Origin of the sequence: Pantoea dispersa, assembly GCF_014155765.1 — a bacterium.
Lineage (GTDB): Bacteria > Pseudomonadota > Gammaproteobacteria > Enterobacterales > Enterobacteriaceae > Pantoea > Pantoea dispersa.
This window is the reverse complement of record NZ_SCKT01000004.1, coordinates 39,077-65,796: the sequence shown is the minus strand read 5'-3', so window position 1 is coordinate 65,796 and position 26,720 is coordinate 39,077. Positions and strand designations below refer to the sequence as shown.

Sequence of the window (26,720 nt, the reverse complement as noted above, 5' to 3'; positions counted from 1 at the left end):
CGGTGAGAAGATCCCTGTCTTTATCGCGCAGCCGTTCACACCTGGCAGGGCCATCCTTTGCTGAATCCCATGACTTACCGGGTGCCAGACGGAACGTGCGTGCTCATTTTGAGCGCAGTCACCCTATTGCAAATGCAAATAATTATCAATAGTATTATTTATCAATCCTATGTAAACCTCCCCGTACAGACGGCGACTGGCAGCCCCTATGACCTGGCGAAATGATGGAATTGGTAGCGAAGCCTGGTGGCAGGAGCAACAGACTCAGGGCATTCCGCGCATTGAGCCGCAGCAGGATGGCTCCTGTCTGGTGACCTTCTTCTGGCGCGATCCGCAAGGCAGTGAAACCACCTCCCACACCCAGCGCGTGTGGATCAACATCACCGGCGTGACCGATCACCATCAGCGGCGCCCGCCGCAATCGCTGATGCGCGTCGCCAGTAGCGATGTCTGGTACTGGCAAACCGTGCTGCCGTCACACTGGCGCGGCAGCTACTGCCTGATGCCGGATCGGCAGGCCAGCGATTTCAGCGGCGAGCCTGACATGCATGCGCTGCGCCACTGGTGGCGCGAAAAATTCCCTGCCGCGCAGGCCGATGCGCTCAATCCGCTGCGCAGCTGGTCCGGCGGACGCGGCATGGGCGTGTCACCGCTGCACCTGCCTGACGCGCCCGACCAGCAGGTGTGGCGTGCGGTGGATGAGGGCCGCGCCCCGGCGCTGACGCTGCAGGTGCAGCAGTGGGACAGCGCGCTGCTCGGCAATCGTCGCCGGGTGTGGCTGTACGCCACAGGCGAGGCGCAGCACGGCCCGCGTCCGCTGGCGATACTGCTCGATGGTCAGTTCTGGGCGCAGCAGATGCCGATCGCCGGCCCGCTGCAGCAGCTGACCGCCGCGGGCAAGCTGCCGCCGGCGGTCTACCTGTTTATCGACATCATCGATCGCGAACACCGCAGCCGCGAGCTGCCATGCAATCCGCAATTCTGGCAGGCGGTGCAGCAGGAGCTGTTGCCGCAGGTGGCACGCTGGATGCCGTACGATGCGCAGCCGGCGCACACGCTGGTTGCCGGACAAAGCTTCGGCGGTCTGGCCGCGGTGTTTGCCGCGCTGCACTTTCCCCACACCTTTGGTAATGCGCTCAGCCTGTCCGGCTCCTTCTGGTGGCCGGAGCGTGGTAACCCGCATGGCTGGCTGCTGCAGGCGCTGGACCATGGCCTGGCACCTCGCCAGCCGCTGCGTTTCTGGCTGGAAGCAGGCCAGCGTGAAGGCCTGATTCTGCAAGCCAATCAACAATTACAACAACAACTTACCGCTGCCGGCTATCAGGTGCATTACCAGCCGGTAGAGGGCGGCCATGACGCGCTGTGCTGGCGCGGTGGCCTGCTCGACGGTCTGCAAGCTTTGTGGCGCAATCCAAATTCATTCATCACGCCAGACGTGAACCGGAGCGACAGTAAATTCTCTGATGAACGACACTATGATTGACCAACAAACTCTGCCGCTGGTGGCGGCGCAGCCAGGCATCTGGATCGCCGACCAGCTCAGCCGCCATCACAACGCTTACGCGGTCGCGCACTTTGTCGAACTGCGCGGCGACATCAACAGCGCGCTGCTGGCGCAGGCCATCGTCGACGGCATGCAGGAAGCCGATACCCTGAATATGGCGTTCGGCGAAATCGACGGCGAGCCGCTGCAGTGGCCGCAGTCGCAGACCTTCAGCCTGCCAGACATCGTTGATCTGCGCGGCGAAGCGGATGCCGCTGCCGCCGCGCGCGCCCTGATGCGTGCCGATATGCAGGGTGACCTGCGTGTGCTGAGTGGCGCCCCGCTGTGGCACCATCGTCTGTTCCGCCTCGGCGAACATCACTGGTTCTGGTATCAGCGCTATCACCATCTGGTGGTGGATGGCTTTAGCTTTACCGCGCTGACGCGCCGCATCGCCAATCTGTACAGCGCCGCCGTACAGCAGCAGCCGCCTGAGCCAACACCGTTTATTCCGTTCAGCGCTGTGGTTGACGAATATCAGCGCTATCAGCAATCGGCGTCTTACACCCGTGACGGCGAATTCTGGCGCGAAAAAGGGCGCGCCCTGCCCGCGCCCGCCTCGCTGTCGCCACTGCCGCTGGCCGGTCAGAGCGCCAGCACCGATCTGCTGCGCCACAGCGTTACGCTGGATCGTCACCGCTTCCAGACGCTGACCAGCCAGCATCCACAGCACAGCGCCGCCGATCTGGCCTTTGCACTGGTAGCGCTGTGGCTGGCTCGCCTCAGCGGGCAAAATGATTTTGCTGCCGGCTTCATCTTCATGCGCCGCATCGGCTCCGCCGCGCTGTGCGCCACCGGTCCGGTGATCAACGTGCTGCCGATGGCGGTGCATTATCAGCCGGGACAAACGCTCGGCGATCTCGCCGCTCAGCTGGCCGCGGAAGTGAAAAAAATGCGCCGTCATCAGCGCTACGATGCTGAACAGGTGCAGCGCGATCTCGGCCGCCTCGGCGATAGCGATCCGCTGTATGGCCCGGTGATCAACCTGAAGATGTTTGACTACCAGCTCGATTTCGCCGGCATTGAAGGCATTACGCATCAGCTGGCCTCCGGCCCGGTGCGCGATCTGGAAATCGCGATTTACCTCAGCGAGCACGGCGATCTGACGCTGGAGCTGCTGGCGAACGCGCAGCGCTATGCTGCCGAGACGCTGCAGCGCCATGCCAGCCGCTTTGCTCTGCTGCTCAGCCAGCTGGCCGCGCAGCCGCAGCGCGCGCTGGGCGAGCTGGATCTGCTGACGCCAGCGGAGCAGCAGCAGATTGCGGCCATCAATCAGACTGCCCATCCGCTGCCAGCGGAAACCCTGGCGTCGCTGCTGGCGCAGCAGGCGCAGCGCACCCCGGACGCACCGGCGCTGGCCGATGCGCAGCACCAGCTGAACTATCGCCAGATGCAGCAGCAGGTATTCGCGCTGGCAGCCGATCTCAGTGCGGCCGGCGTGCAGCGGGGTGATATCGTCGCCGTGGCGCTGCCGCGTTCGGTGCAGCTGTCGCTGGCGCTGCAGGCGATTGTGACGCTCGGGGCCGCTTATCTGCCGCTGGATACCGGCTATCCGGACGAGCGGCTCCAGCTGATGCTGGAAGACGCCGCGCCCAAAACGCTGATTACCGCTGCTGCGCTCAGTGCCCGCTTCCGCGCCATCGCGCCGGTCAGTCAGCTGCACTTTGATACCCTGTACAATGCCGAACATGCACCGGCCCCGGCCAGTGCGCCGACGCCGCAGGATGGCGCGTACATCATCTATACCTCCGGCTCTACCGGCAGGCCGAAAGGCGTGCTGGTCGGCCATCAGGCGATCGTTAATCGCCTGCTGTGGATGCAGGATCGTTATCCGCTGCAGGCGGATGATGTGGTGCTGCAGAAAACGCCGAGCAGCTTTGATGTCTCGGTATGGGAGTTCTTCTGGCCGCTGCTGGTCGGCGCGCAGCTGGTGATGGCACCGCCGGATGCACACCGCGATCCGGAAGCCTTACAGCAACTGTTTGCCCGCTACAAAGTCACCACCACGCATTTCGTACCCTCGATGCTGGCGGCCTTTGTCGCGGCGCTCGACCACCCGGCCGCGATAGCGTGCTGCGCCAGCCTGCGCAACGTGTTCTGCAGCGGTGAAGCATTACCCACCGATCTGTCGCGCAGCTGGGAAACATTGACCCGCGTGCCGCTGCACAATCTGTATGGGCCGACCGAAGCGGCCGTTGATGTCAGCTGGTATCCGGCGTATGGCGCGGCGCTCGCCGCTGTCGATGGCCCGAGCGTACCGATCGGTTTCCCGGTGTGGAACACCGGCCTGCGCATTCTTGATGCGCAAATGCAGCCGGTGCCGCCGGGCGTGGCCGGCGATCTCTATCTTACCGGCATTCAGCTGGCGCACGGCTATCTCAACCGGCCGGAGCTGACCGCCAGCCGCTTTATCGCCGACCCGTACGCCGCTGGCGAGCGCATGTACCTGACCGGCGACGTAGCGCGCTGGCTGGACAACGGTGCGGTGGAGTATCTCGGGCGCAGCGATGACCAGCTGAAGATCCGCGGTCAGCGCATTGAGCTGAACGAAATCGATCATGCGCTGTGCGCCCAGCCCGGCATTGAGCAGGCGGTGACGCATGCGGTGGTGCTGGGCAGTGCGGCGGCACAGGGCGATGCGCGTCAGCTGGTGGGCTACGTGGTGTCGCCTCAGCCGGTGGATGGCGACGCGCTGCGTCATGCGCTGGCACAGCAGCTACCGGCACACATGGTGCCGGTGGCCATCGTCCAGCTGGAGGCGCTGCCGCTCAGCAGCAACGGCAAACTGGATCGCAAAGCGCTGCCGCTGCCGCAGAGCACCGCGCAGCCCCAGGGGCGCGCGCCACTGCCCGGTTTAGAGAGCACGCTGGCCGCAGCGTTCTGCCGCCTGCTGGCCTGTGACACGATCGGTGCGCAGGATGATTTCTTTGCGCTCGGTGGCCATTCGCTGCTGGCGATGCGCCTGGCCGCGCAGCTGCGCCGCGAGCTCCAGCTGCCGGTCTCGGTTGGGCAGATCATGATTGCCCCGACGGTTGAAAAACTGGCGACGCTGCTGAGCGATGGACAATCCCATCAGCAGGCGGGCTTTGAAGCGGTGCTGCCGCTGCGTAAAGGCAGCGGACCGACGCTGTTCTGCTTCCACCCGGCGTCCGGCTTCGCCTGGCAGTTCAGCGTGCTGCAGCGTTATCTTGACCCACGCTGGTCACTGGTCGGCATTCAGTCGCCTGACACGCAGGGACCGCTGAACCAGAGCGCGCACCTCGATGAGGTCTGTGAGGCGCATTTGCGTACGCTGCGCGAGGTACAACCGCACGGGCCATACTATTTCCTCGGCTACTCGCTGGGCGGTACGCTGGCGCAGGGCATTGCTGCCCGGCTGGAAGCGGCGGGTGAAGAGGTCGCCTTCCTTGGCCTGCTCGACACCTGGCCGCCGGAAACGCAGAACTGGGATGAGAAGCGCGGCGAGAATGTGCTGGATCCGGCGGTGCTGGAGGAGGTGAATCGCGAGCGCGAACAGTTTATCGCCGCGCAGCGCCATCAGGCCGGTGAAGAGATGCAGGCCATGTTCGATACCATCGAAGCCAACTACGCCAGCTCGGTGCGTCTGCTGGCCACGGCGCGCAGCGCACGCTTCGGCGGCCGCGCTACGCTGTTCCTCGCCGAACAGACGCAGCAGCCAGGCCAGGATGCGCGCCGCGCCTGGGCGCCCTATGTCGGTGAGCTGACGGTGTGGCCGATGGATTGCGCCCACGTCGAGATTATCTCGCCTCGCATGTTTGAGCAGATCGGGCCGCTGTTGCAGCAGTTGCTGACGTAGCGGTTTTGCCCTCACCCTAACCCTCTCCCGACGGGAGAGGGAACCGTATGGCAGAAGACGTTTAAACAACAGCCCTTTCTTCTGCTTTAGCGCCCGCGCCCCAGCGGCACAATCATTGGCGTATGCGCCACCGGATCCTCAACAATCACACAGCGTAATCCGTACACCTGCTCAATCAGTGCTGGCGTCACAATCTCGCCAGGCTTGCCCTCGGCAATGATCTTCCCGTGACGCATGGCGATCAGATGGGTGGCGTAGCGGCAGGCATGATTAAGGTCATGCAGCACCACCACCAGCGTGCGGCCATGCTGCTGATTGAGCGTCTGCATCAGCTCAAGCAGCTCAATCTGGTGGGTTATATCCAGCCAGGTGGTGGGCTCATCCAGCAGCAGCAGCGGCGTCTGCTGCGCCAGTACCATGGCGATCCATACGCGCTGACGCTGCCCGCCAGACAGGGTATCGACCGCCTGTTGCGCCAGGTCCGCCACGCCGGTGGCCAGCATCGCCTGCTGCACCGCCGCTTCATCCTCCGCGCGCCAGCGGCCAAACAGTGACTGATGCGGATAACGTCCGCGCGCCACCAGCTCGCTCACGCTGATGCCCGCCGGTGCGTTCGAACTCTGCGGCAGCAGGCCAAGACGGCGCGCCACCTCTTTGGTGGGATAACGTGCAATCGCCTCGCCGTCCAGCAGCACGTCACCTTTTAGCGGTGCCTGCAGGCGGCTGAGAGTACGCAGCAGGGTGGATTTACCGCAGGCGTTAGGGCCGATAATCACGGTCAGCTCCCCTTGCGGAATCGCCACCGACAGATTTTCCGCCACCACTTTTTTGTCATAACCCAGCGTCAGGCCTTCGCCATACAGCCGTGAAGAAATATCGATCATTGGCGTCGCGCCTCCCGCACCAGTAACGCAATCAGATAGAGTCCGCCCAGGCTGACGGTGATCACGCCAACCGGCAGTTGATAAGGCAGGAACAGATGCTGCGCGGCATAATCGGCGGCGCACAACAGCAGCGCGCCGCACAGCGCCGCCAGCCATAATGCGCCTTTTTCCCCACCGCTCAGCCGGCGCGCAATCTGCGGCGCCAGCAGCGCCACGAACGAGATCGGCCCCGCCAGCGCGGTGGACGCCGCGGTCAGCAGCACGCCCAGCAGCATCAGCCACAGGCGGCTGCGCTCCACCGGCACGCCGAGCGCGCAGGCGGTGTCGTCGCCCATCTCCAGCAGACGCATGCGGCGCGTTAACAGCGCCACCAGCAGCAGCGACAGCAGCAGCACCGTCACCACCGGCGGCGTTTTCGCCCAGGTGATGCCGTTGAGCGAGCCGGCGCTCCACAGCCCGGCGCTGAGCGCCGACTCCAGCGAAGCGCTGATAATCAGCCAGGCATTGAGCGCCATCAGCAGCGCGCGCACGCTGATGCCCACGATGATTAACCGAAACGTTTCCACCCCGTTGCGCCAGGCAAACAGATACACCAGCGCAGCCGTCGCGATACCGCCGATCAGCGCGGCCCCGGTCATCGCGGTAATACTTTGATTGAACAGCACCAGCGCCACCAGCACACCGCTGTAAGCCCCGGTATTGAAGCCGAGAATATCCGGGCTGCCGAGCGGGTTACGCAGCAGCGACTGAAAAATTGCCCCGCTGACACCCAGCGCCGCACCGATCAGCAGCGCCATCAGCACGCGCGGCAGCCGCCACTCCACCACAATCAGTTGCACATTAGCCGCTCCCTGCCCGCGCAGCGCCTGCCACACCTGCTCCGCCGTAATCGGCAGCGCACCGCGCGTCAGCGCCAGCCATGTCAGCAGCGCACACGCTAATAGCAGCCAGCCGCCATGCAACCAGGCACGCCGCGTCATAGTCCACCTCGCCCGCGCTGGCGCCGCACCAGCAAAATCAGCATCGGCGCGCCAAGGATGGCGGTCACAATTGAGACACGCAGTTCGCCTGCCACCATCATCCGCCCCAGAATATCCGCCGCCAGCAGCAGCGCCGGGGTGATCAGCGCCGTCGCCGGCAGCAGCCAGCGGTGATCGTTGCCCACCAGCCAGCGGGCAAAATGCGGTGTCATCAGGCCGATAAAAGCGATCGGTCCGACGGCGGCGGTCGCCGCGCCGCTCAGTAAGGCAATCGCCAGCAGGCCCAGCAGTTGAGTGCGCACCACGCGCGTGCCCAGCGCCGCCGCCATATCGCCGCCCATGCTCAGGCTGTTCAGTGACTGCGCCAGCCCCAGCGCCAGCGCCGCACCGGCCAGCACCGCCGGGCTCAGGGTGCGCAACACGCTGAAATCGCGGATATCCAGCGAGCCGCTCTGCCAGAAGCGCAGGTGATCGTAAATGTCCGGATTGAGCAGCGACAGGCCGGAGGTTAAGCCCTCCAGCACCGCCGCCAGCGCCACGCCTGCCAGCGTCAGACGCACCGGATTGACGCACCCGCCGCCCATCGCGCCAATCACCGTCATCAGCAGCGCCGCCAGCAGCGCGCCGCTGAAGGCCAGCGTCAGCCACTGCAGCGGGGAGTCCGCCCCCAGCAGCGCGATGCCGAGCACGATGGCAAAACCGGCACCGGCGTTCACGCCCAGAATGCCCGGCTCGGCCAGCGGGTTACGCGTCAGGCTCTGCATCAGCGCGCCAGCCAGCCCCAGCGCCACGCCCGCCAGCAGACCGGCCAGCGTGCGCGGCAGGCGCGCATCGCGCACGATGATGCACTCCGCGCTGGAGCAGGAAGCGGTGAGAGCGTGATACACATCGGAAAGCGGTATTGATTTGGCACCCAGCATCAGACTGAGCGCCATGAGGAGCAAAAGCAGAATCCCTGAGCCTGCTAATGCACGGATCTGGCGCATAGCGTTCTAAACCTTCACTGTTCGACCTCGTTGCGGTGCAACGTAATTTGATAATGATATTTGTTATCGTTATTACTCGCGTTTGCCTATGTTACCATGAGTCGCCTCGCGGATGATGAGGAAAATTGGTGCAAAAAGGCGAAACAATGAACAAACCCTCTCACTTTATCGATCTCTCACTGCTGAAAACCCACGCGGCGTTTCGCGCGGTTTTTATTGCGCGTTTTATCTCGATTGTGGCGCTCGGCATGCTGGCCGTTGCCGTGCCGGTGCAGATCCAGCAGATGACCCATTCACCGCTGCTGGTGGGCCTCGCCGTCACACTGTCCGCTGCCGGCATGTTTACTGGCCTGCTGACCGGCGGCGTGCTGGCCGATCGCTATGAGCGTAAGACGTTGATCCTGTTTGCCCGCACCACCTGCGGGCTGGGCTTTGTCGCGCTGGCGATAAATGCCGCGCTGCCCGCGCCTTCGCTGCTGGCGGTCTATCTGCTGGGCTTGTGGGACGGCTTTTTTGGCGCGATTGGCGTCACGGCGCTGCTGGCCGCAACGCCAGCGCTGGTGGGACGCGAAAATATTATGCAGGCCGGCGCCATTACCATGCTGACGGTGCGCTTCGGCTCGATTTTATCGCCGGCAATTGCTGGTGTGGTGATCGCGCACGGCGGCGTGCTGTGGAATTACGGACTGACCGCCTTCGGCACGCTGCTGACGGTGCTGACGCTGCTGCAGCTACCTGCGCTGCCCCCGCCTCCGCAGCCGCGCGAGCATCCGCTGCGGGCGCTGGCAACCGGCGTGCAGTTCCTGTTCGCCAGCCCGCTGGTCGGCATGGTGGCGCTGACCGGTGCGCTGGTGACGCTGGCCAGCGCCATCCGCGTGCTGTACCCGGCGCTGGCACCGCACTGGTCAGTCAGCGCCGACCAGCTCGGTATGCTGTACGCCGCCGTGCCGCTCGGTGCCGCCGTGGGTGCATTTACCAGCGGCAGGCTGAAACAGGCGGCGCGCCCGGGGCGGCTGGTGCTGGGCAGCGCCGTGGCCGGTTTCGTCGCCCTGGGCCTGTTCAGCCTGATGCCGACGCTGTGGCTGGCGCTGCTGTGTCTGGCGGGCTTCGGCTATTTCAGTGCCATCAACAGCCTGGTGCAATACGCAATGATTCAGCTGCTGACGCCAGATCATCTGCTGGGCCGCATCAACAGCCTGTGGACGGCGCAGAACGTGTGCGGCGATGCCCTCGGCGCCGCGCTGATTGGTGCCCTCGGTTCGTGGCTGTTACCGGCGCAGGCTGCCGCGGCGTTTGGCTGTGCCGCGACACTGCTTGGCGTCATGATGTGGTTGATGATGAAAGGATTACGGCGCTATCAGGCGCCCGCGCCGGTGCTGGCGCAGCAAACATCATGATTTGACGAACAGCTGATGCAGACGCGTCAGCAGATTGCTGGCGCTGTAGTAATCCAGGCGGAAGGTGTCGATGCCCAGCGCATAGACCTGCTTATCGCGCACCGCCGCGTTTTGTGCCAGGAACGGGTTACTCAGCACTGACTGCGCAGTTTTGTCATCGCCGGCAAACAGCAGGAAGCTGTGGCCGGTCAGGCTGGCGGCGAGATTCTCGCCCGAGAGCTGAATAATGTCTTTGCGCTGGCCCATACTGTGCCCCTGTTGCGTGTCGGCCGGCGGCTGCGCCAGTGTAAAACCGAGCTGCTGCAGCAGTTTGCCCTGCGCCGATGCGGCGGTCCACAGATTCACTGCCCGGCCATCACCGTTCCATACCATCGCGGAGACCGGCTGCGGCGGCAGCGTAATGGCCTGCTTCAGCGCCGCTTCGCGATCGTCGAACTCTTTTACGCGCTGCGCTGCCTGTGCTTCATGGCCGGTGGCCTGCCCCAGCAGCGTAACCACATCCTGCCAGCTCTTATCGTCGTAGTTGACCACCAGCGTGGGGGCAATGGCGGACAGCTGACTGACCAGCTTCAGGGCGGAGTCATTACCGGTGGCGCTGACGATAATCAGATCCGGGGCTTGCGCCGCAATCGCCTCGGCGCTCGGCTCACCAATGTACAGCCGCTTAACGTGGCGCTGCTTTGCCACCTCGCCCCACTGACGGAAGAAGCCCTGATCGTCGGCCAGGCGGCTTTTCGGTGCGGTCGCGCCTGAGGCGATGACCGGCGCGTCAATCGCCAGCAGCGAGCCGGTCAGCGTGACGCTGGTGGAGACAATGCGCTGCGGTGCCTGGTGAAGCGTTACCGTTCCGGTCGCGCCCTGTACGCTGCGCGGCCAGCCCTGGTCGGCCCGCGCTGTCCCTGACAGCGACTGGAAAATGAACAACAGGACAGCCATGCCCCATAAACCGCATTTATTCATAAGTTTTGATCCACCTTTTAGCTTAATGCCTAGCCCGGCGTCAGCCGCCGCTTACGTCTGACAGCACGGTAAATCCCGCGAATGGATTGACTCTTTGCCCCTTTCGACGTAGGTTACAGAGCCATAATAAAAATGATAATCATTCTTAATAATCTTATCATTTATAGGTGAAAATTATGGTGGAAAGCTCCACGTTTGAAAATGCCTGGCTGAAGGATTTTTCCGCGCTGTGCCGCGGTTTCCTTTTCACCTCGCCATGGCGCAGCCTGGCCACCCAGGGCTGCTATACCACGATCAACACGCCGGTGGGCGATGCCGCGCTGCTGCAGGGCGACTTTCAACAGCAGTTGCGCCAGCACTTTGCCGCGGCGAAAAAGCAGGGGATCGCCAATCCGCTGCTGGTGGGCGCGATTCCGTTTGACGTCAGCCAGCCAGCGTCGCTGTTCATACCCGAATCCTGGCAGAGCTTTAATCGCGCCGACCTGCAACAGGCGTTACCGGCGCAGCAGAGCGATCTGCCGGCAGTGCGGCGGCGGACGGCAGTGCCAGACCACGCGGTGTTTACCCGCATGGTGGCCGACGCCGTTGCCACCATCCAGCGCGGCGATCCGGACAAAGTGGTGCTGTCGCGCCTGATGGATATCGTCACGGAGCAGCCGGTGGATACCGCCGCGCTGATGCAGCGCGTGATCGCGCAAAATCCCAATAGCTACCATTTCCATCTGCCACTGGCGGAAGGAGGCGCGCTGGTGGGTGCCAGCCCGGAGCTGATGCTGCGCAAACAGGGGCGCGATTTCTCCTCCTGCCCGCTGGCCGGCTCGGCGCGCCGCCATCATGACGATGTCAGCGCCGATCGCGCGGCAGGTAATACCCTGATGGCGTCAGCCAAAGATCGCCACGAACATCAGCTGGTGACCGACGCGATGCGCAGCACGCTGCAGCCGCGTAGCCGCCTGCTGTCAGTGCCTACCGTGCCGTCGCTGATCACCACCGCCACGCTGTGGCATCTGGCGACGCAAATCGATGGCGAAGTGCAGGATGAGCGCGAAAATGCGCTGTCGCTGGCTGCGCTGCTGCACCCAACCCCGGCCCTGAGCGGCTTCCCGCACGCCCGCGCGCAGCAGCTGATTCAGCAGCTCGAACCCTTTGATCGCCAGCTGTTTGGCGGCATCGTCGGCTGGTGCGACAGCGAAGGCAACGGCGAATGGGTGGTGACCATTCGCTGCGGAACGGTAAACGGCACGCGCGTGCGGCTGTTTGCCGGCGCTGGCATCGTCGCCGACTCACAACCGGAATCAGAATGGCGTGAAACGGGTGTGAAGCTGGACACCATGTTGCGCGCTTTTGGACTGCAATAAAGGAACAAGCATGAGCATTCCCTTCAGCCGCTGGCCGGCACATCTGGCCGCGCGCTACCGCGAAAAAGGCTACTGGATCGACGTGCCGCTGACCGACATCATCGACCGCCATCGCGAAAACGACGCTATCGCCGTGATCGATGGCCCTTTACAGCTCAGCTACCGCCAACTGGCGCAGCGCAGTGATAATCTGGCGGCGGCGCTGCAGCGGCGCGGTTTACAGCGCGGTGACACGGCGCTGGTGCAGCTCGGCAACGTGGCCGATTTTTACGTTACGCTGTTTGCCCTGTTTAAGCTGGGCGTGGTCCCGGTGTACGCGCTGTTCAGCCATCAGCGCACTGAACTGCTGGCCTATGCGCAGCAGATTGCACCGAAACTGCTGATTGCCGATCGCCAGCACGCGCTGTTTGCCAGCGACGACTTCATCGCCACGCTGTGCGAGGCGCAGCCCACGCTGCAGCAGGTGATCCTGCGTAACGACGCGCAGGCGGAAAATACGCTGGCGTCGCTGCAGGATGAAGCGGCTGGCGATTTTGTCGCGACACCGACGGCCGCCGATGAAGTGGCGTTTTTCCAGCTCTCCGGCGGCAGCACCGGCACGCCGAAGCTGATTCCGCGCACCCACAACGACTACTACTACAGCATTCGCGCCAGTGACGAGATTTGCCACATCAACGCCGACACGCGCTATCTGATCGCCCTGCCCGCGCCGCATAACTTCGCCATGAGTTCCCCGGGTTCGCTCGGGGTGTTCTATGCCGGTGGCCAGGTGATTCTCGCCGCGGATCCCAGCGCCACGCTCTGCTTCCCGCTGATTGAGCAGCACCAGGTGACCGATACCGGACTGGTGCCACCGGCGGTCAGCCTGTGGTTGCAGGCGATTCAGGAGTGGGGCAGCAATTCAGCGCTGGCCTCGCTGCAGCGCATTCAGGTGGGCGGGGCCAAACTGGGCGAAACGCTGGCCGCACGCATTCAGCGTGAAATCGGCTGCCAGCTGCAGCAGGTGTTTGGCATGGCGGAAGGGCTGGTTAACTACACGCGCTTCGGCGATGACGAGCAAACCATTCTGACTACTCAGGGGCGGCCGATTTCGGACGATGACGAAGTGTGGGTGGCCGACGAGAACGGTAATCCGCTGCCGCCGGGCCAGGTGGGTCGCCTGATGACGCGCGGCCCTTACACCTTCCGGGGCTACTACAACAGCCCGGAGCACAATGCCGCCAGCTTCGACGCCAACGGTTTTTACTGCTCAGGCGATCTGATTGAGATCAACGCTCAGGGTTACATCACCGTACAGGGACGCGAAAAGGAGCAGATCAACCGCGGCGGCGAGAAGATCGCCGCAGAAGAGATCGAAAACCTGCTGCTGCGCCATCCGGATGTGATCCACGCCGCGCTGGTGTCCATGCATGACGAGCTGATGGGTGAAAAGAGCTGTGCCTTCATTGTGGCGCGCCAGCCGGTAAAACCGGTCGCGCTGCGCCGCCATCTGCGCGAGCTGGGCATTGCCGAATTCAAACTTCCCGACCGCATTACCTGCGTCGACGACCTGCCGCTTACCCCGGTAGGCAAAGTGGATAAAAAACGTTTACGCCAACAGCTTGCTGAGCAGACGCAAGCCTGATTTTTTCCGGAGATTGTAATGGCTATTCCAAAACTGACGTCTTATGCGCTGCCCGCCGCCACTGAGCTGCCGGCTAACAAAGTACAATGGGCGCTGGAGCCGCAGCGCGCGGCGCTGCTGATTCACGATATGCAGGCCTATTTCCTCAACTTCTGGGGCGAAGACAGCCCGCTGGTGAATCAGGTGGTGGAGAACATTGCCCGCCTGCGCGCTTACTGCAAAGCGCAGGGCATTCCGGTGTTCTATACCGCCCAGCCCAACCAGCAAAGCGATGAGGATCGCGCGCTGCTGAATGATATGTGGGGACCAGGGCTGAACAAACATCCGGATCAGCAGAAGATCGTCGACGCGCTGGCGCCGGATCAGGACGATCAGGTGCTGACTAAATGGCGCTACAGCGCGTTCGTGCGCTCGCCGCTGGAATCTATCCTGCAGGAAATGGGCCGCGATCAGCTGATCATTACTGGCGTGTATGCCCACATCGGCTGCCTGACCACCGCCACCGACGCCTTCATGCGTAACATCCAGCCGTTTATGGTGGCCGATGCGCTGGCCGACTTCTCGCGCGACGAGCATATGATGGCGCTGACCTACACCGCAGGCCGCAGTGGCAAAGTGGTGATGACCGCCGACCTGATGCCGCTGCCACAGAGCAAGGACGCGCTGCGCGCGCTGATTCTGCCGCTGCTGGAAGATGATGACGTGCCGGAAGATGATGAAAACCTGATCGATTATGGGCTGGATTCGGTGCGCGTGATGGCGCTGGCGGCGCGCTGGCGTCAGGTGCACAGCGATATCGACTTCATCAGTCTGGCGAAAAACCCCAGCATAGATGGCTGGTGGGCGCTGCTGTCACGGGTGCCAGCCCAATGAGCGCCTGTTTTGATTTCAGCGGAAAAATTGTCTGGGTGACCGGTGCCGGTAAAGGCATCGGCTACCACACCGCGCTGGCGTTCCATCAGGCCGGTGCGCAGGTGACCGGTTTTGATTTGCACTTTGGCCAGGATGACTATCCGTTTGCCACCTGCCAGCTGGACGTCGCCGACAGTGCTGCGGTGCGCGATTGCTGTCAGTCACTGCTGGCCAGCCAGCCGCGGCTGGATATCCTGGTGAACGGCGCGGGCATTCTGCGCATCGGCAGCACCGATGCGCTGTCGTTTGCTGACTGGCAGGCGTGTCTCGCCGTCAACGCCGGCGGCGCGTTTAACCTGTTCCAGCAGACGCTGCCGGTCTTCCGCCAGCAGCGCGCTGGCGCGATTGTCACCATCGCCTCTAACGCCGCGCACGCCCCGCGCCTCGGCATGTCAGCCTATGGCGCGTCCAAAGCAGCACTGCGCAGCCTGTGCCAGACGGTTGGGCTGGAGATGGCACCGTATGGCGTGCGCTGTAATATTGTCTCACCGGGATCAACCGATACCGATATGCAGCGCAGCCTGTGGCATACGCCAGAAGCCGAGCAGGAGATGATCAACGGTTTCCCGGATCAGTACAAACTGGGGATCCCGCTGCGTAAGATCGCCCAGCCGCAGGAGATCGTGAACAATATCCTGTTCCTGGCCTCGGATCTTGCCAGCCACGTGGTGCTGCAGGATATTGTGGTAGACGGTGGCGCAACGCTGGGAGCCTGAGGCATGGCAATCTGGAAACGTACGGTGGATCTCGCCACGCTGAATCAGCTGGGCGATAACTCGCTGGTGGCGCATCTGGGCATCGTGTTTACCGCGATCGGTGACGATTATCTGGAGGCCACCATGCCGGTAGACAGCCGCACGCAGCAGCCGTTTGGCCTGCTGCACGGCGGCGCGTCGGTGGTGCTGGCGGAGTCGATGGGCTCCATTGCCGGTTACCTGAGCGTGGAAGAAGGTAAAAGCGTGGTGGGCATTGAGGTGAGCGCCAGCCATCATCGGGCGGTGAGCAGCGGCGAGGTGCGCGGTGTTTGTCGTCCGCTGCATCTGGGGGCGCGCAATCAGAGCTGGCAGATTGAGATACGCAATGGTCGCGATCAGCTGTGCTGCAGTTCGCGGCTGACGGTGGCGGTGCTGGGGTAGGTTTGGTTCCGCTGCGGCCTGATGCCCTCACCCTGCCCTCTCCCACGGGGAGAGGGAATGATGGTGCGGCCTGGTGCTTTCTCCCACGGGGAAAGGGAATGATTGTGCGGCCTGGTGCTTTCTCCTGCGGGGAGAGGGAATGTTTGTGCGGGCTGGTGCTCTATCCCACAGGGAGAGGGAATGTTTGTGCGGGCTGATGCTCTCTCCCACGGGGAGAAGGAATGATTGTACGGGCTGGTGCTCTGCGCTAAACAGTAATAAAAAAAGCGGCCATCTGGCCGCTTTTTTCGCTGACATCAACGCTGATAAATGATCTCGACGCCTTCGTCGTCGTCTTCATCCCAGTCGTCATCCCAGTCTTCGTCTTCTTCCACTTCCTGAGCATTTTCCAGCGCTTCACGGTGGTAATCATCCCACATGAAGGCCACTTTCTCTGGCTGCTTCGCTTCTTCTTCCGCTTCTTTTGGATTTGCGATGATAAAGCTCATCACATCCCAGCACAGCTCATTGACACCGTCACGGCTGGCGGCGGAGATCAGATAGTATTTCTCATCCCAGCCCAGCGCTTCGGCAATGGCTTTGGCGCGGCTTTCCGCCTCTTCACGGCTCAGCAGGTCGGTTTTATTGAACACCAGCCAGCGCGGCTTCTGGTACAGCTTGTCGCTGTATTTCTCCAGCTCGCCGAGAATGATGCGGGCGTTTTCTACCGGATCGGATTCGTCGATTGGCGCGATGTCGATAAGGTGCAGTAGCACACGGCAGCGCTCCAGATGCTTGAGGAAGCGAATTCCGAGGCCCGCGCCTTCCGCTGCGCCTTCAATCAGGCCGGGAATGTCGGCGACCACGAAGCTCTTTTCGCTGTCCATACGTACCACGCCGAGGCTTGGCACTAAGGTGGTGAACGGATAATCCGCCACTTTTGGCTTCGCCGCTGATACCGCGCGGATAAAGGTCGATTTACCGGCGTTAGGCAGACCCAGCATCCCCACGTCTGCCAGCAGCATCAGTTCCAGCTGCAGGTCGCGCTTCTCGCCCGGCGTGCCCATGGTTTTCTGACGCGGCGTACGGTTCACGGACGATTTGAAGCGGGTGTTGCCCAGACCGTGCCAGCCACCCTTCGCCACCATCAGCTTCTGCTCATGGCGCGTCATGTCGCCCAGCGTTTCGCCCGTGCCCTGATCGATCACGCGCGTACCCACCGGCACTTTAACAATGATGTCTTTACCGCGTTTACCGGTACAGTCACGGCTCTGGCCATTCTGGCCGCGTTCGGCGCGGAAAGATTTTTCGAAACGATAATCGATCAGGGTGTTGAGGTTTTCATCCGCCAGCAGGTAAACATCACCGCCGTCACCGCCGTCACCGCCGTCCGGTCCCCCTTTGGGAATGTACTTCTCGCGGCGGAAGCTGACGCAACCGTTGCCACCATCACCCGCGACCACCAGGATCGTCGCTTCATCAACAAACTTCATTTTTTATCTCCGTCACACTGTCGTTTGCGCCACGCTGCGGGCGACAAACGGGTCCGCCAGGGTCTTCTGCGCTGACCGGCGGCGGATAATACAGGATTGGCAAAGCCATGTGTACATAAAGTGTACAGCAAACTGAGGCGCAAGGTCAGCGTGATTGCCGTAACCTGCGGCAGAATGTAAAAAGCCCCGCAAAGCTGCGGGGCCTTCCATTCGTGTGTTCAGACGTTAATCGTCTGCGGCACAACAACCTTACTCAGCAACGATGCTGATGTATTTACGGTTGTTAGGACCTTTAACTTCGAATTTAACTTTGCCGTCTGCGGTAGCAAACAGAGTGTGGTCACGACCACAACCTACGTTGTTACCGGCGTGGAATTTGGTACCACGCTGACGAACGATGATGCTACCTGCCAGAACAGATTCACCACCGAAACGCTTAACACCCAGACGTTTTGCATTGGAGTCGCGACCGTTACGAGTCGAGCCACCAGCCTTTTTATGTGCCATTTGTCAGATCTCCTCTTACGCGCTGATCACAGTGATTTTCACATCAGTGAACCACTGACGGTGACCAGCTTGCTTACGGTAGTGTTTACGACGACGAAACTTAACGATTTTAATTTTCTCGCCACGACCGTGAGCAACAACTTCTGCCTTGATCACACCGCCTGAAACCAGTGGCGCGCCGATTTTCACGTCTTCGCCATTTGCAATCATCAGAACCTGGTCGAACTCGATGGTTTCACCGGTTGCGATGTCCAGCTTTTCCAGGCGAACGGTCTGACCTTCGCTTACTCGGTGTTGTTTACCACCACTTTGGAAAACCGCGTACATATAAAACTCCGCTTCTGCGCATGCCTTTCTGTTCATCAGGCGGCGCGATAAATATTCACAATAGGGCGCGAATTCTACGCAAAACTCCAGCAGAAGACAAGTGCACTTTGCACTCTCTTGCAGAAAAAAAGCGCAGGACGAATGCAAACGTTTCTCAACCCGATTTTTCAAGTACAATCAGTAACAGATTACCTGAACTCACGCTGGGTAAAAGCGCTTACCATGCAGAAAACGAGTCAAAGCTGAACAGACGAATGAACTTAGAACAGATTAACGAATTAACCGCGCAGGACATGGCGGCCGTCAACCAGACCATCCTCGACCAGCTGAATTCAGATGTCTCACTGATTAACCAGTTGGGCTATTACATCATCAGCGGGGGAGGCAAACGCATCCGTCCGATGATCGCGGTGCTGTCAGCACGCGCGCTGAATTATCAGGGATCGCTGCATGTGACCAATGCGGCGCTGATCGAATTTATCCACACGGCGACGCTGCTGCACGATGATGTGGTGGATGAATCCGATATGCGCCGTGGCAAAGCCACCGCTAACGCCGCGTTCGGCAATGCGGCGAGCGTGCTGGTCGGGGATTTTATCTATACCCGCGCCTTCCAGATGATGACCAGCATGGGATCGCTGAAGATCCTTGCACTGATGTCCGAAGCGGTGAACGTGATCGCCGAAGGGGAAGTGCTGCAGCTGATGAACTGCAACGATCCGGATATCACCGAAGAGAGCTACATGCGGGTGATCTACAGCAAAACCGCCCGCCTGTTTGAAGCCGCTTCGCAGGCTTCGGCGATCCTCGCGGAGGCCACGCCGGCGCAGGAGAAAGCGCTGCAGGATTATGGCCGCTATCTCGGTACGGCGTTTCAGCTGATCGACGATCTGCTGGATTACAGCGCCGACGGCGAGACGCTGGGCAAAAATACCGGTGACGATCTGAGCGAAGGTAAGCCGACGCTGCCGCTGCTGCACGCCATGCACAACGGCACGCCCGAGCAAGCGCAGATGATCCGCAAGGCGATCGAAGAAGGTAATGGCCGTCATCTGCTGGAGCCTGTGCTGGCGGCAATGCAGCAAACCGGTTCGCTGGAATGGACGCGCAAACGCGCTGAAGAAGAGGCGGATAAAGCCATCGCGGCGCTACAGGCACTGCCAGAAACGCCGTGGCGCAGCGCGCTGGAAGCGCTGGCGCACATGTCGGTGCAGCGCGATTTCTGACCTGCTACGGGGCCGTTCGGCCCCGTTTTTATTTCTCCCCCCTGCTCTGCCCGTCTGATTACATTCCCTTGCAGCATTTTTGCGAAAAACTGCGCAGTTTCGTGCACAGGCAAAACAATTACTGGAAACATATGGAAATTATTTGCTATAAAAATCCGGATTTTTCCAGTTATCTCTGCGCAGGAGAGCCACAGCGCTGCAGAGATGGAGCACTAACACGGACACGGAGAAGAGAGTTATGCATGCAAGGAGAGAAGACTGGCATCCGGCAGATATCATTGCGGCCCTGCGCAAGCGCGGTACGTCACTGGCCGCCCTGTCACGTCAATCTGGCCTCAGTTCATCGACGCTGGCCAACGCGCTGTCACGCCCCTGGCCTAAAGGTGAATGGCTGATCGCCACGGCGCTGAAGGTCCATCCTTCCGAGATCTGGCCCAGCCGCTATTTTGATCCGGTCACACAGCGTCTGCTGGATCGTAAAAAGCGCATTCGATCGCCCCAGGATCTGAAAAAGATCGTCTCACGCGGGTAAAGCAAAAAAAAACCAGCCACGCTGTCGTGACTGGTTTTCATGCCTGGCAATCAGGACAAAGGATTACTCGCCGCTGACGCGCTCGATGTTGGCGCCTAACGCTTTCAGCTTGTCTTCAATGTGCTCGTAGCCACGATCGATGTGGTAGATACGATCCACCAGCGTCGCACCTTCTGCAATGCAGCCTGCCAGTACCAGACTGGCTGACGCACGCAGATCGGTCGCCATCACCTGCGCGCCGGACAAGGTTTCAACACCGTGACAGATAGCGGTGTTGCTTTCGATTTCGGCGTGCGCACCCATACGAATCAGCTCCGGGATGTGCATGAAGCGGTTTTCGAAGATGGTCTCGGTAATCACGCCGGTGCCTTCAGCCACCAGGTTGAGCAGCGTAAACTGCGCCTGCATGTCGGTCGGGAAACCCGGGTGCGGTGCGGTACGGATGTTAACCGCTTTCGGACGCTTGCCGTGCATATCCAGGCTCACCCAATCTTCGCCGACTTCAATCTCCGCACCCGCGTCACGCAGTTTCGCCAGCACGGCGTCCAGCGTGTCTGGCTGCGCATTGCGGCACACCACTTTGCCGCGCGAGATAGCGCCGGCCACGAGGAAGGTGCCGGTTTCGATACGGTCCGGCAGCACGCGATAGACGCCGCCGCCGAGGCGCTCAACGCCCTCGATGGTGATTTTGTCGGTGCCGGCGCCGCTGATTTTCGCGCCCAGCGTGTTAAGGAAGTTTGCCGTGTCGACAATCTCCGGTTCACGCGCCGCGTTTTCAATGATAGTGGTGCCTGTCGCCAGCGTTGCGGCGCTCATGATGGTCACGGTCGCGCCCACGCTGACCTTATCCATCACAATGTGCGCGCCCTTCAGGCGGCCATCCACAGAGGCTTTAACATAGCCCTCTTCCAGTTTGATCTCGGCACCCAGCTGCTCCAGGCCGGTAATGTGCAGATCGACCGGACGCGCACCAATCGCACAGCCGCCCGGCAGAGAAACCTGGCCCTGGCCAAAACGCGCCACCAGCGGCCCCAGCGCCCAGATGGAGGCGCGCATGGTTTTCACCAGATCGTACGGCGCACTGAAGACATTAACTTCGCGCGCATCAACGTGGACCGAACCATTGCGTTCCACGCGCGCACCGAGCAGGCTCAGCAGCTTCATGGTGGTATCGATGTCACGCAGCTTCGGCACGTTCTGAATCTCTACCGGCTCTTCAGCCAGCAGCGCAGCAAACAGAATCGGCAGCGCAGCATTCTTCGCCCCGGAAATGGTCACTTCACCGCTTAAACGGGTGGGGCCTTGCACACGAAATTTGTCCATTAACACGGCTCTCAATTATCTATCAACAAAACAGCCAGAGTGGCGCTTAGAAACCGTTGAGTTTACGGTCGCGCGCCCACTCGGCTGGGGTATAAGTCTTGATGGACACCGCATGAATACGGTTATCCGCAATGTATTCCATCAGCGGCGCGTACACAGCCTGCTGTTTCTTTACGCGGCTCAGCTCGCCAAACATTTCGCCCACGGCAATGACCTGGAAATGGCTGCCATCGTTGCTGAGAACATGTACTTCTTCTAACGGCAGCGCCTGCATTAGCACGGCCTGAACTTCACTATTTTCCATCGCTCATTGCTTCACTTGATAATAATAAGGCGGATATCTTAGAGGAAAGCGCCTGACTCTTAAATACGCAAAAGCCCCTGAAAAAATCAGGGGCTTTGTCAGCAGCGCCGTTAATCAGGCGATTTGTTCCGCAGAAACAATAATCTGCTGCAGGTTATACAGCTTGATTAACGAGTCGAGCTTATCGGTGATACCACTGAAAAGCGGCGTCGTGCCCTGCGCCCGCGCGATTTCGCGCAGATGCACCAGCAGCGCCAGCCCGGCAGAATCAACCCGATCCAGCGCCGCCACGTCAATCGTGGTGATACCGGCCATGGCGCTGTCACGCGCCTGCCACAGCGCCAGCAGCGTATCGCGGTCCAGTTTGCCGCTTAGGGCCAGCGTGCTGGCAGTGCGCTGCCAGCGTAACGGTTCGCTCATTATTGCTGCTTGTCCAGGGTGATAGGCTGCGCGGCATAGGTTTTCAGCTGCGCAGTCAGGCCGTCGATGCCTTTGGTGCGCAGCAGATCGCTCCACTCATTCTGTTTGGTGGTGATCATGCTGATGCCTTCAGCAATCATGTCATAAGCCTGCCAGTTGCCGGTCTGGCTGTTCTTGCGCCACTGGAAATCAAGGCGCACCGGCGGACGACCGTTGGGATCGATGATGGTGACGCGAATCGCCACGATATTGGCATCGCCAATCGACTGCTCAGGCTGAATCTGGTAAGTCTGGCCGTGATACAACGCCAGCGCCTGACCATAAGCCTGCGCCAGATAATCCCCGAACGCGGCAAAGTAGGCGTCGCGCTGCGCCGGCGTGGCTTCGCGGTAGTAACGGCCCAGTACCAGCGCCCCCGCGTATTTAATCTGCACGTACGGCAGCAGCTCCTGGCGCACAATTTCGCGCAGGTAATTCGGATCCTGCTTAATCTTCGGCTGTTCGTTCTTCAGGCGGGTAAAGGTTTTCTCCGCCGCTTCGTTCATCATCTTGTACGGATTGCTCTGGTTGGCGTCCGCTGCGTTTGCCGCCAGCGGCGCGATGGCCAGCAGGGCCACCATCAGGAAACGTTTTAACATCGTGTTGTACCTCTCTGGGTTATTCCGTTGTAGCAGGTGCTGCCGGGGCGCTCGCGCTGGCGGCGCCCGACGATTTCTCATTGTCCTTGTTGTCGCCGCTCTTGTAGAGGAACTGGCCGATCAGGTCTTCCAGCACCAGCGCCGATTTGGTATCCCGCAGCGTGCCGCCATCTTTCAGCATCGCCGAGCCAAGCTCCGGATCGTCAAAACCTAAGTTGAGCGCGAGGAACTGCTCACCCAGCAGACCCTGGGTGCGAATCGCCAGCGAGCTGGTGTCAGGAATTTTATTGGCATACTGTTCGCTGATGTCCATGGTGACGCGCGGCGACAGCGTTTTGTCATCCAGTGAAATGTCGGTGACGCGGCCAATCACCACGCCGCCAATTTTCACCGGCGAGCTGACTTTCAGGCCGCCGATATTATCGAAGGTGGCGTATAGCTTCCACGTTGGCTCGGTGCCCAGCGATTTAAGATCGGCGACGCGCAGGCTGAGGAACAGTAGCGCCAGCAGCGCAGCCAGCATAAACACGCCAACCCAGATTTCGTTTTTTTTGCTTTGCATTGCATTAATTCCCAAACATCAGTGCCGTCAGCACAAAATCCAGTCCAAGCACCGCTAGCGAAGCATGGACTACGGTACGCGTCGTCGCGCGACTGATCCCTTCCGAAGTCGGGATGGCGTCATACCCATTGAACAGCGCGATCCAGGTCACCGTGATGGCAAACACCGCGCTCTTGATCAGGCAGTTGATCACATCGGTACGAAAATCCACCGCGTTCTGCATCGCCGACCAGAAAAAGCCCGGGTCGATGCCTTTCCAGGCCACCCCGACCAGCGCGCCACCGGCAATGCCCACCGCGGTAAAGATCAGCGCCAGCAGCGGCATACTGATAAAGCCGGCCCAGAAGCGCGGCGAGACCACGCGGCGCAGCGGATCAACCGCCATCATCTCCATGCTGGAGAGCTGCTCAGTGGCTTTCATCAGGCCAATTTCCGCAGTGAGCGCCGAACCGGCGCGCCCGGCAAACAGCAGCGCGGTGACTACCGGCCCCAGTTCGCGCAGCAGCGACAGCGCCACCAGCATGCCCAGGCTGGTTTCCGCGCTGTAAGTGGTGAGTACCAGATAGCCCTGCAGCCCCAGCACCATGCCAATGAACAGGCCGGAGACCACAATGATCAGCAATGACAGCACGCCCACGCTATACAGCTGCTTCACCAGCAGCGGCGCATGCTTACGAAACGCCGGTTTACCCACCAGCGAATGGAAGAGCATTAAGCCCGCCCGGCCAAAGGCCGCACAGGTGTTAATTCCCTGACGCCCAAATGACGCCAGTGCCTGTAGCCACATCAGTTTAGCTTCTCCCTGTGCGGGTCAGATCGCTGAGGTAATCCCCGGCAGCGAAGCGGAACGGCACCGGACCATCCGCATGACCCTCAATAAACTGGCGCACGCGCGGATCGGGATTCTCCCTCAGCTGCGGCGCACTACCCTGAGCAATAATCTTTTGCCCGGCAACAATATAGGCATGGTCGGCAATGCTCAAGACCTCCGGCACATCGTGTGAAACCACAATGCAGGTGACGCCCAGCGAATGGTTGAGCTCATCGATCAGCTTGACCAGCACGCCCATGGTAATGGGATCCTGGCCGACAAAGGGTTCGTCGAACATGATCAGCTCCGGCTCCAGCGCAATTGCACGCGCCAGCGCCGCCCGGCGCGCCATGCCGCCGGAGAGTTCGGCCGGCATCAGCTGGGCTGCGCCGCGCAGTCCGACGGCTTCCAGCTTCATCATCACCGTACTGTGCAGCAATTCCGCTGGCAGCCGGGTGTGTTCGCGCAGCGGCCAGGCAACGTTTTCATAGACGTTAAGGTCAGTGAACAGCGCACCGGACTGGAACAGCATGCTCATTTTTTTACGCACGTCATACAGCTTACGGCGCGACAGCGTCGGAATGTTCTGGTCACGAAACCAGATCTCACCTTTGTCCGGCTGCAGCTGCCCGCCAATCAGGCGCAGCAGGGTGGTTTTACCGATGCCGGAAGGGCCCATAATCGCCGTGACTTTGCCCGCCGGAACGGTCAGCGAAATGTCGTCGAAGATGGTGCGATTGCCGCGCGTAAAACTGACGCCACGAACCTCAACCAGATTCGTTTGCTGCTGGATCATCATTACCTCTTTAAACGGATCGGGCGTAATTAACGTGGTGGATGGTAGCCTGGTAAACCACAATGCACGATAGTTTTACAGAAACTTACCCGTCCGGTGTGGCGAAAACGGCCTTAAAATTTACTTTTGCCTCTCAGACAGTCAAAATCAGCGCCTGATTCCGCACGCGCACTGCTTTTACCTGTCGGACAAGGTTTGCCGGCACCGTTATCCATCAAGGATTTTTCATGTTCGTAGCCACTGCCCTGCTGTTTATCGGATTGATTTTACTGGCTTACGGAGCTGACCGCCTGGTGTTCAGCGCCGCGATCCTGTGCCGATCCCTTGGCATTCCCCCGTTGATCATTGGCATGACGGTGGTGAGCATTGGCACTTCACTGCCGGAACTGATCGTCTCGTTCTCTGCCGCGCAGCATGGTCAGATGGATTTAGCCGTGGGTACCGCGCTGGGCTCGAACATCACCAATATTCTGCTGATTCTGGGTGGCGCTGCGCTGCTGCACCCTTTAACCGTACACTCCAATCTGATTCGCCGCGAACTCCCTCTGCTGCTGCTGGTCTCACTGCTCAGCGGCATCATGCTGTTTGATAACCAGCTCAGCCGGCTGGATGGCGTGGCACTGCTGCTGCTGGCGCTGGGTTATCTGCTGGTGGCGATCCGCATCGCCCGGCGGGCCGAGCGCGATAATAATGACACCCTGACGCGTGAACAACTGGCGGAGCTGCCGCGCGACGAAAGCGGCAACACAGTGGCGTTTCTCTGGCTGGCGGTGGCGCTGATTATTCTGCCGATGTCGACGCGCATGGTGATCGACAACGCCACGGTGTTTGCGGATTACTTCGGCGTTAGCGAACTGGTGATGGGACTGACGCTGATTGCCGTCGGGACCAGCCTGCCGGAACTGGCCACGGTGCTGGCCGGCGCGCTGAAAGGCGAAGACGATATCGCCATCGGCAACCTGATTGGCGCCAACATCTTCAATCTGGCGATTGTGCTGGGCCTGCCGGCGCTGGTGCATCCCGGCGCGATCGATGCGCACGCCTTTGCACGGGATTACTGGATTATGCTGGGCGTCAGCGTTCTGTTCGCCCTGCTGTGCCTGCTGCGCAAGCGCCGCATCGGCCGCATAGCGGGCACGCTGCTGTTAGGTGGATTTATCGTGTGGGTGCTGTGGCTGTGGCTCAGCCCCACGCTTATCGCAAGCTATTAAGGATGACTGACCATGTCACATCAGCAACCGGATTTCGACTTCCAGCAGGCAGGTAAAGCGGTACTGCGCATTGAACGCGAAGGGCTGGAACAGCTCGATCAGTATATTAACGCCGACTTCAGCCGCGCCTGCGAAATGATCTTTGCCTGCCGTGGCAAAGTGGTGGTGATGGGCATGGGCAAATCCGGCCATATCGGCAAGAAGATGGCCGCCACCTTCGCCAGCACCGGCACGCCGGCGTTCTTCGTCCACCCGGGTGAAGCCAGCCACGGCGATCTCGGCATGGTCAGCACCAACGATGTGGTGATCGCTATCTCGAACAGCGGCGAGTCGGGCGAAATCCTCGCGCTGATCCCGGTGCTCAAACGGCAGAAAGTGCAGCTGATTTGCCTGACCAGCCGTCCGGAGAGCGCCATGGGCCGGGCTGCCGATGTGCATTTATGCGTGAAAGTGCCGCAGGAAGCCTGTCCGCTCGGGCTGGCACCGACCTCCAGCACCACCGCCACGCTGGTAATGGGCGATGCGCTGGCGGTGGCGCTGCTGGAAGCGCGCGGCTTCACGCAGGAAGATTTCGCGCTGTCGCACCCGGGCGGCGCACTGGGGCGCAAACTGCTGCTGCACGTCAGCGACATTATGCACAGCGGCGATGAAATTCCCCACGTCACCTGCGACGCCTCGCTGCGCGACGCGCTGCTGGAGATCACGCGCAAAAACCTCGGCCTGACGGTGATTGTCGACGACCTGATGAAAATCGAAGGGATTTTCACGGACGGTGACCTGCGCCGCATCTTCGATATGGGCATCGATTTCCAGTCGGCCCGCATCCAGGATGTAATGACGCGCGGCGGGATTCGCGTGCGCCCCAACCTGCTGGCGGTGGACGCGCTTAATCTGATGCAAAACAAAAACATCACTGCGCTGCTGGTGGCCGATGACGATCGCCTGCTCGGTGTGGTACATATGCATGACATGCTGCGCGCTGGCGTGGTCTGAA

Annotated in this window: 26 protein-coding genes; 12 read left to right on the top strand and 14 right to left on the bottom strand. The window is 61.0% G+C overall.

Features of this window, described 5'->3' with window-relative positions; all coding sequences use genetic code 11:
• The first annotated feature begins 208 nt into the window (after positions 1-208).
• Together fes and H7K56_RS13590 are read left to right on the top strand one after the other, a co-directional pair.
• Complete coding sequence (gene fes / locus H7K56_RS13595; protein ID WP_182689027.1) at positions 209-1,483, top strand: enterochelin esterase; 1,275 nt, start codon at positions 209-211, stop codon at positions 1,481-1,483.
• On the top strand, positions 1,476-5,360 hold the full coding sequence (locus H7K56_RS13590; protein ID WP_249042771.1) for an enterobactin synthase subunit F: 3,885 nt from the start codon (positions 1,476-1,478) through the stop codon (positions 5,358-5,360). The genes fes and H7K56_RS13590 overlap by 8 nt, the downstream gene beginning before the upstream one ends.
• 86 nt (positions 5,361-5,446) lie before the next feature.
• On the opposite strand, the gene H7K56_RS13585 is transcribed toward H7K56_RS13590, so the two are convergent.
• Genes H7K56_RS13585 through fepD form a run of 3 tightly spaced genes read right to left on the bottom strand, consistent with a single transcriptional unit; the run spans position 5,447 to position 8,210 of the window.
• On the bottom strand, positions 5,447-6,244 hold the full coding sequence (locus tag H7K56_RS13585; protein ID WP_150361919.1) for an ATP-binding cassette domain-containing protein: 798 nt from the start codon (positions 6,242-6,244) through the stop codon (positions 5,447-5,449).
• Positions 6,241-7,224 (bottom strand): iron-enterobactin ABC transporter permease, encoded by a 984-nt coding sequence (fepG, locus tag H7K56_RS13580; protein ID WP_058759584.1) that lies wholly within the window; start codon positions 7,222-7,224, stop codon positions 6,241-6,243. The genes H7K56_RS13585 and fepG overlap by 4 nt, the downstream gene beginning before the upstream one ends.
• Positions 7,221-8,210, bottom strand: coding sequence for a Fe(3+)-siderophore ABC transporter permease (fepD, locus tag H7K56_RS13575; protein WP_182689026.1), 990 nt, complete (start codon positions 8,208-8,210; stop codon positions 7,221-7,223). The genes fepG and fepD overlap by 4 nt, the downstream gene beginning before the upstream one ends.
• A 146-nt stretch (positions 8,211-8,356) precedes the next feature.
• Between fepD and entS the strand changes: the two genes are divergently transcribed.
• Positions 8,357-9,607: an enterobactin transporter EntS gene (entS, locus tag H7K56_RS13570; RefSeq protein ID WP_182689025.1), complete on the top strand. Its 1,251-nt coding sequence runs from the start codon at positions 8,357-8,359 to the stop codon at positions 9,605-9,607.
• Here the strand turns inward: entS and fepB are convergent.
• Positions 9,602-10,567 carry a Fe2+-enterobactin ABC transporter substrate-binding protein gene (fepB, locus tag H7K56_RS13565; protein WP_058780377.1) on the bottom strand — a complete coding sequence of 322 codons (966 nt, stop codon included), beginning with the start codon at positions 10,565-10,567 and terminating at the stop codon, positions 9,602-9,604. The two genes, entS and fepB, sit on opposite strands and share 6 nt — an antisense overlap.
• Positions 10,568-10,746: 179 nt before the next feature.
• On the opposite strand from fepB, the gene H7K56_RS13560 reads away from it, so the two are divergent.
• Genes H7K56_RS13560 through H7K56_RS13540 form a run of 5 tightly spaced genes read left to right on the top strand, consistent with a single transcriptional unit; the run spans position 10,747 to position 15,597 of the window.
• Complete coding sequence (locus H7K56_RS13560) at positions 10,747-11,925, top strand: isochorismate synthase (RefSeq protein ID WP_370515556.1); 1,179 nt, start codon at positions 10,747-10,749, stop codon at positions 11,923-11,925.
• 10 nt (positions 11,926-11,935) lie between these two features.
• Complete coding sequence (locus tag H7K56_RS13555; RefSeq protein WP_150361683.1) at positions 11,936-13,549, top strand: (2,3-dihydroxybenzoyl)adenylate synthase; 1,614 nt, start codon at positions 11,936-11,938, stop codon at positions 13,547-13,549.
• Positions 13,550-13,567: 18 nt separating this feature from the next.
• The gene (locus H7K56_RS13550) at positions 13,568-14,422 is read left to right on the top strand and encodes an isochorismatase family protein (protein ID WP_021507724.1); all 855 of its coding nucleotides are present in this window, start codon (positions 13,568-13,570) and stop codon (positions 14,420-14,422) included.
• Positions 14,419-15,177 carry a 2,3-dihydro-2,3-dihydroxybenzoate dehydrogenase gene (gene dhbA / locus H7K56_RS13545; protein ID WP_058759589.1) on the top strand — a complete coding sequence of 253 codons (759 nt, stop codon included), beginning with the start codon at positions 14,419-14,421 and terminating at the stop codon, positions 15,175-15,177. Before H7K56_RS13550 ends, dhbA begins: the two co-directional genes overlap by 4 nt.
• A gap of 3 nt (positions 15,178-15,180) precedes the next feature.
• Positions 15,181-15,597: a hotdog fold thioesterase gene (locus H7K56_RS13540; RefSeq protein ID WP_021507726.1), complete on the top strand. Its 417-nt coding sequence runs from the start codon at positions 15,181-15,183 to the stop codon at positions 15,595-15,597.
• A 296-nt stretch (positions 15,598-15,893) separates the two neighbouring features.
• Here H7K56_RS13540 and cgtA read toward each other — a convergent pair whose 3' ends face one another.
• From cgtA to rplU, 3 genes are all read right to left on the bottom strand, one after another.
• Positions 15,894-17,069, bottom strand: coding sequence for an Obg family GTPase CgtA (cgtA, locus tag H7K56_RS13535; RefSeq protein WP_058759590.1), 1,176 nt, complete (start codon positions 17,067-17,069; stop codon positions 15,894-15,896).
• A 249-nt stretch (positions 17,070-17,318) separates the two neighbouring features.
• Positions 17,319-17,576 carry a 50S ribosomal protein L27 gene (rpmA, locus tag H7K56_RS13530; RefSeq protein ID WP_006121751.1) on the bottom strand — a complete coding sequence of 86 codons (258 nt, stop codon included), beginning with the start codon at positions 17,574-17,576 and terminating at the stop codon, positions 17,319-17,321.
• A gap of 15 nt (positions 17,577-17,591) precedes the next feature.
• Entirely contained in the window at positions 17,592-17,903 is a 312-nt protein-coding gene (rplU, locus tag H7K56_RS13525; protein ID WP_021507728.1) for a 50S ribosomal protein L21, read from the bottom strand.
• A 254-nt stretch (positions 17,904-18,157) separates the two neighbouring features.
• Here rplU and ispB point away from each other — a divergent pair, with 254 nt between their 5' ends.
• The gene (gene ispB / locus H7K56_RS13520) at positions 18,158-19,129 is read left to right on the top strand and encodes an octaprenyl diphosphate synthase (RefSeq protein WP_021507729.1); all 972 of its coding nucleotides are present in this window, start codon (positions 18,158-18,160) and stop codon (positions 19,127-19,129) included.
• Between the two features lie 238 nt (positions 19,130-19,367).
• Positions 19,368-19,661 (top strand): helix-turn-helix domain-containing protein, encoded by a 294-nt coding sequence (locus H7K56_RS13515; protein WP_021507730.1) that lies wholly within the window; start codon positions 19,368-19,370, stop codon positions 19,659-19,661.
• A gap of 63 nt (positions 19,662-19,724) precedes the next feature.
• Here H7K56_RS13515 and murA read toward each other — a convergent pair whose 3' ends face one another.
• The 7 genes from murA to mlaF form a co-directional block, all read right to left on the bottom strand.
• Entirely contained in the window at positions 19,725-20,984 is a 1,260-nt protein-coding gene (gene murA / locus H7K56_RS13510) for a UDP-N-acetylglucosamine 1-carboxyvinyltransferase (protein ID WP_021507731.1), read from the bottom strand.
• Between the two features lie 46 nt (positions 20,985-21,030).
• A complete protein-coding gene (ibaG, locus tag H7K56_RS13505) occupies positions 21,031-21,288 on the bottom strand; it encodes a BolA family iron metabolism protein IbaG (protein WP_007886637.1) in 258 nt (85 codons plus the stop codon).
• Between the two features lie 114 nt (positions 21,289-21,402).
• The gene (mlaB, locus tag H7K56_RS13500; protein ID WP_021507732.1) at positions 21,403-21,708 is read right to left on the bottom strand and encodes a lipid asymmetry maintenance protein MlaB; all 306 of its coding nucleotides are present in this window, start codon (positions 21,706-21,708) and stop codon (positions 21,403-21,405) included.
• Positions 21,708-22,346: a phospholipid-binding protein MlaC gene (gene mlaC, locus H7K56_RS13495; RefSeq protein WP_058780375.1), complete on the bottom strand. Its 639-nt coding sequence runs from the start codon at positions 22,344-22,346 to the stop codon at positions 21,708-21,710. Before mlaC ends, mlaB begins: the two co-directional genes overlap by 1 nt.
• A gap of 19 nt (positions 22,347-22,365) precedes the next feature.
• A complete protein-coding gene (gene mlaD / locus H7K56_RS13490; protein ID WP_021507734.1) occupies positions 22,366-22,908 on the bottom strand; it encodes an outer membrane lipid asymmetry maintenance protein MlaD in 543 nt (180 codons plus the stop codon).
• Positions 22,909-22,912: 4 nt separating this feature from the next.
• On the bottom strand, positions 22,913-23,695 hold the full coding sequence (gene mlaE / locus H7K56_RS13485) for a lipid asymmetry maintenance ABC transporter permease subunit MlaE (protein ID WP_150361682.1): 783 nt from the start codon (positions 23,693-23,695) through the stop codon (positions 22,913-22,915).
• A gap of 4 nt (positions 23,696-23,699) precedes the next feature.
• Positions 23,700-24,515: a phospholipid ABC transporter ATP-binding protein MlaF gene (mlaF, locus tag H7K56_RS13480; protein ID WP_021507736.1), complete on the bottom strand. Its 816-nt coding sequence runs from the start codon at positions 24,513-24,515 to the stop codon at positions 23,700-23,702.
• A 227-nt stretch (positions 24,516-24,742) separates the two neighbouring features.
• On the opposite strand from mlaF, the gene H7K56_RS13475 reads away from it, so the two are divergent.
• Both H7K56_RS13475 and kdsD read left to right on the top strand, forming a co-directional pair.
• Positions 24,743-25,726, top strand: a complete 984-nt coding sequence (locus H7K56_RS13475; RefSeq protein ID WP_021507737.1) for a calcium/sodium antiporter — start codon at positions 24,743-24,745, stop codon at positions 25,724-25,726.
• Between the two features lie 12 nt (positions 25,727-25,738).
• Positions 25,739-26,719, top strand: coding sequence for an arabinose-5-phosphate isomerase KdsD (gene kdsD / locus H7K56_RS13470; RefSeq protein ID WP_150361681.1), 981 nt, complete (start codon positions 25,739-25,741; stop codon positions 26,717-26,719).
• The last annotated feature ends 1 nt before the right edge of the window (position 26,720 follow it).

What these genes read in the sequence shown, in the direction of transcription:
- fes (WP_182689027.1), top strand. Translation starts at nt 209, where the DNA reads ATGACCTGGCGAAATGATGGAATTGGTAGCGAAGCCTGGTGGCAGGAG.
- H7K56_RS13590 (WP_249042771.1), top strand. Translation starts at nt 1,476, where the DNA reads ATGATTGACCAACAAACTCTGCCGCTGGTGGCGGCGCAGCCAGGCATC.
- H7K56_RS13585 (WP_150361919.1), bottom strand. Translation starts at nt 6,244, where the DNA reads ATGATCGATATTTCTTCACGGCTGTATGGCGAAGGCCTGACGCTGGGT.
- fepG (WP_058759584.1), bottom strand. Translation starts at nt 7,224, where the DNA reads ATGACGCGGCGTGCCTGGTTGCATGGCGGCTGGCTGCTATTAGCGTGT.
- fepD (WP_182689026.1), bottom strand. Translation starts at nt 8,210, where the DNA reads ATGCGCCAGATCCGTGCATTAGCAGGCTCAGGGATTCTGCTTTTGCTC.
- entS (WP_182689025.1), top strand. Translation starts at nt 8,357, where the DNA reads ATGAACAAACCCTCTCACTTTATCGATCTCTCACTGCTGAAAACCCAC.
- fepB (WP_058780377.1), bottom strand. Translation starts at nt 10,567, where the DNA reads ATGAATAAATGCGGTTTATGGGGCATGGCTGTCCTGTTGTTCATTTTC.
- H7K56_RS13555 (WP_150361683.1), top strand. Translation starts at nt 11,936, where the DNA reads ATGAGCATTCCCTTCAGCCGCTGGCCGGCACATCTGGCCGCGCGCTAC.
- H7K56_RS13550 (WP_021507724.1), top strand. Translation starts at nt 13,568, where the DNA reads ATGGCTATTCCAAAACTGACGTCTTATGCGCTGCCCGCCGCCACTGAG.
- dhbA (WP_058759589.1), top strand. Translation starts at nt 14,419, where the DNA reads ATGAGCGCCTGTTTTGATTTCAGCGGAAAAATTGTCTGGGTGACCGGT.
- H7K56_RS13540 (WP_021507726.1), top strand. Translation starts at nt 15,181, where the DNA reads ATGGCAATCTGGAAACGTACGGTGGATCTCGCCACGCTGAATCAGCTG.
- cgtA (WP_058759590.1), bottom strand. Translation starts at nt 17,069, where the DNA reads ATGAAGTTTGTTGATGAAGCGACGATCCTGGTGGTCGCGGGTGATGGT.
- rpmA (WP_006121751.1), bottom strand. Translation starts at nt 17,576, where the DNA reads ATGGCACATAAAAAGGCTGGTGGCTCGACTCGTAACGGTCGCGACTCC.
- rplU (WP_021507728.1), bottom strand. Translation starts at nt 17,903, where the DNA reads ATGTACGCGGTTTTCCAAAGTGGTGGTAAACAACACCGAGTAAGCGAA.
- ispB (WP_021507729.1), top strand. Translation starts at nt 18,158, where the DNA reads ATGAACTTAGAACAGATTAACGAATTAACCGCGCAGGACATGGCGGCC.
- H7K56_RS13515 (WP_021507730.1), top strand. Translation starts at nt 19,368, where the DNA reads ATGCATGCAAGGAGAGAAGACTGGCATCCGGCAGATATCATTGCGGCC.
- murA (WP_021507731.1), bottom strand. Translation starts at nt 20,984, where the DNA reads ATGGACAAATTTCGTGTGCAAGGCCCCACCCGTTTAAGCGGTGAAGTG.
- ibaG (WP_007886637.1), bottom strand. Translation starts at nt 21,288, where the DNA reads ATGGAAAATAGTGAAGTTCAGGCCGTGCTAATGCAGGCGCTGCCGTTA.
- mlaB (WP_021507732.1), bottom strand. Translation starts at nt 21,708, where the DNA reads ATGAGCGAACCGTTACGCTGGCAGCGCACTGCCAGCACGCTGGCCCTA.
- mlaC (WP_058780375.1), bottom strand. Translation starts at nt 22,346, where the DNA reads ATGTTAAAACGTTTCCTGATGGTGGCCCTGCTGGCCATCGCGCCGCTG.
- mlaD (WP_021507734.1), bottom strand. Translation starts at nt 22,908, where the DNA reads ATGCAAAGCAAAAAAAACGAAATCTGGGTTGGCGTGTTTATGCTGGCT.
- mlaE (WP_150361682.1), bottom strand. Translation starts at nt 23,695, where the DNA reads ATGTGGCTACAGGCACTGGCGTCATTTGGGCGTCAGGGAATTAACACC.
- mlaF (WP_021507736.1), bottom strand. Translation starts at nt 24,515, where the DNA reads ATGATCCAGCAGCAAACGAATCTGGTTGAGGTTCGTGGCGTCAGTTTT.
- H7K56_RS13475 (WP_021507737.1), top strand. Translation starts at nt 24,743, where the DNA reads ATGTTCGTAGCCACTGCCCTGCTGTTTATCGGATTGATTTTACTGGCT.
- kdsD (WP_150361681.1), top strand. Translation starts at nt 25,739, where the DNA reads ATGTCACATCAGCAACCGGATTTCGACTTCCAGCAGGCAGGTAAAGCG.